The sequence below is a fragment of the Streptomyces sp. NPDC055078 genome, assembly GCF_053607985.1.
In genome coordinates this window covers 1-2,908 of the sequence record NZ_JBSGUP010000866.1, presented here as the reverse complement: position 1 = coordinate 2,908, position 2,908 = coordinate 1, and the positions used below count along the sequence as shown (strand labels likewise).

Annotated in this window: 3 protein-coding genes; all 3 read right to left on the bottom strand. The window is 72.5% G+C overall.

Translation table 11 applies throughout. The features are described 5' to 3' along the window. Nucleotides 1-55: 55 nt before the first annotated feature. Nucleotides 56-865 carry an SAM-dependent methyltransferase gene (locus ACWF94_RS37870; protein WP_453499388.1) on the bottom strand — a complete coding sequence of 270 codons (810 nt, stop codon included), beginning with the start codon at nucleotides 863-865 and terminating at the stop codon, nucleotides 56-58. 111 nt (nucleotides 866-976) lie between these two features. Continuing rightward, nucleotides 977-2,401: a phytoene desaturase family protein gene (locus ACWF94_RS37865; protein ID WP_453499386.1), complete on the bottom strand. Its 1,425-nt coding sequence runs from the start codon at nucleotides 2,399-2,401 to the stop codon at nucleotides 977-979. Nucleotides 2,402-2,650: 249 nt separating this feature from the next. After that, a partial coding sequence (locus ACWF94_RS37860) for an inositol monophosphatase family protein (protein ID WP_453499384.1) occupies nucleotides 2,651-2,908 on the bottom strand: 258 nt, incomplete at its 5' end.

The window sequence follows — 2,908 nt, the reverse complement described above, 5'->3', positions numbered from 1 at the left end:
GTCCGGGACACCGCCCCCACCGGGTGTGGCGCGGTGTCCCGGACCGGCTGTCCCCTCAGGGCTTGCGGGCCACCGCGCCGTACATGCCGACCTGACGGTCGTCGATGCCTTCGTCGTCCGCCCCGGGCCGCCAGCGATGCACCTGCTGGAGGCCGGGTTCGACCATATCGAGGCCGTCGAACAGCGCCTCGACCTCGTCGCGGGTCCGCATCCGCACCTGGATGCCCCGGCTGTTGTACTCGGCCGTCACCTTGGCGACCTCCTCGGGGGCGAAGTCCCCGGTCACCATCGACATCGCCAGGAAGCTGCCCGGGGGCAGCGGGTCCAGCAGCCGCCGGATCAGGGAGTGGTCGTCCGGCGGAATGATGAACTGGAGCATCGCGATGAGCAGCAGACCGACCGGCTCCCCCGGGTTCATGGCGTCCCGGAACTCCGGCGAACCCAGGATCGCCTCGGGGTCGCGCATATCGGCGTCTATATAGGCGGTGCGGCCCTCGGGCGAGCTGGTGAGCAGCGCCTGCGCGTGGGCGAGCACGATGGGGTCTTTGTCGACATAGACGATGGACGCGTCCGGGCGCTCCTCCTGGACCACCTCGTGCAGATTGGGCGACGTCGGCAGGCCCGTACCGATGTCGAGGAACTGGCGGATGCCCTGCTCCCGGGCGAGATAGCGCCCGACGCGGGTCATGAACCTCCGGTTGGCCCGCATGCTCACCGGCAGCGCGGGCCACTGGGCCCGCATCGCCTCTCCGGCCTCGGCGTCCACCGGATAGTGGTCTTTTCCGCCGAGTATGTAGTCGTAGACCCGCGCCGAATGCGCCCGTCCCGTATTGATCCGGTCCACTGCTCGCCCCTCGTTCGCCATCACCGCAACTCCCGTTTCCTCGCGGCCGTTTGAGGAGTTTAAGGGCTGTCCCTCAGGGGCCGGCGCGGGCGACCGGGGCGGCTGTGTGTGACGGGTCGGGGACCGGCCGTCTCAGCGGGCGTCGGCCCTGCGCAGCGACCGCCAGACCGCCTTGGCCGCGTTGTGCCCGGACATGCCGTGGACGCCGGGGCCGGGCCAGGCGGCGGACGAGCAGAGGAAGACCGAGGGGTGCCGGGTCGTATAGGGGGAGAGGGAGACCGTCGGGCGGAACAGCAGTTGCAGACCGCCGGCCGCGCCGCAGGCGATATCACCGCCGACATAGTTGGCGTTGCGGGCGGCGAGCTGCGGCGGTCCCGCGGTGGCGCGGGCGAGGACCCGGTCGCGGAAGCCGGGGGCGAACCGCTCGATCTGGCGCTCGACGGCGTCGGTGAGGTCGCCGTCCCAGCCGTTCGGGACATGGCCGTACGCCCAGAACACCTGCTTGCCCGCCGGGGCGCGGGACGGGTCGACCAGACTCGGCTGCGCGGTGATCAGGAAGGGGACATCCGGCGCGCTGCCGCCGGACGCCTGGCTGAGCGCGGCGCCGATCTCCCCGCTGGAGGGGCCGATCTGGACCGTGCCCGCCGCACGCGGCTCCTTCGCCGTCCAGGGGACCGGCCCGTCGAGCGCGTAGTCGATCTTGAAGGCCGCGGCGCCGTACCGGTACTTCTCATACGTCCGCCCCAGGCCCGCGATCCGGGCGAGCGCGGTGGGCGAGGTGTCGAAGACATAGGCGCGGGCCGGTGGGAGGTCGTCCAGCCGCTTGACCTCGAAGCCGGTGTGGGTGGTGCCGCCGAGGTCGCGCAGATACGCGGCGAGCGCGTCGGGGATCGCCTGGGAGCCGCCGCGCGGCAGGGGCCAGCCGTTCGCATGCGCCGCGAGCGCGAAGATCAGGCCGACACCCGAGGTCGCGATGCCGTTCAGCGGTGCGATCACATGGGCCACGAGCCCGGCCAGCATGCCCCGCGCCTTCTCGTCGCGGAAGCGGCGCATCAGCCAGGTGTACGGAGGCAGGCCCACCGTCCCGAACCTGGCGAGCCCGAAGGGGTCGCGCGGCAGCGCGGTGAGCGGCAACGACATGAAGTCCTGGGCGAGCACATCCCACTTGCCCAGGAACGGCGCGACGAGTCTGCGGTACGTCCCCGCGTCCCTCGGGCCGAGCGACGCGGCCGTCTCGGCGACCGAGCGCGACAGGACCGCGGCCGTACCGTCGTCGAAGGGGTGCGCCATCGGCAGCTCGGGGTGCAGCCAGGTCAGCCCGTACCGCTCCAGCGGCATCCGGCGGAACGCGGGGGAGCCGATGCCCAGGGGGTGCACGGCGGAACAGGTGTCGTGGCGGAAGCCGGGGAGCGTCAGCTCCTCGGTCCTGGCGCCGCCGCCGATGGTGTCCTTGGCCTCGAAGACCTCGACGGAGAAACCTCTGCGGGCCAGTTCGACTGCGGCGGTCAGCCCATTGGGGCCGGCCCCCACAATGACGGCATCCAGCATCGACGGCACCTTCGGACTCCATTCGTCAGCCGACGGGCGAGGCTCCAGGATATTCCCGCGCCCCGGGATGCTCGCCCAGGTGTACTCACCCCGGTCTGCTCACCCAGGTGTGCTCACCTGTGTGCTCACCCCGGTCTGCCCGCCCAGGTCTGCTCACCCTGGCGGGAGCGGGTCCCCGTCGCCCCCGCCAGCCGGCACCGGCCGGGTCCTTGCCGGGCCGCCGCCCCGGACCCCGCGTCTCCTTCGCCGCTCCTGGGGCTACGGTGCGGCCAGCAGCGCGCGGACGCGTTCCGCCGTCGGGGCGGACCGTGCCGCGGTGAAGGGCATCGCGTTGTCGCCGGCCAGCCGGAACGCCTCCCCCGAGAGGGTCAGATGCGCGCCCCCCGCCTCCCCCACCAGCAGGAGCCCCGCCGCATGGTCCCAGGCGCTCTCCCAGGAGAAGGCGACGGCGTCCAGCTCACCGCGGGCGATGGACAGATACTCCAGACCGGCCGACCCACAGGGGCGGGCCCGGAC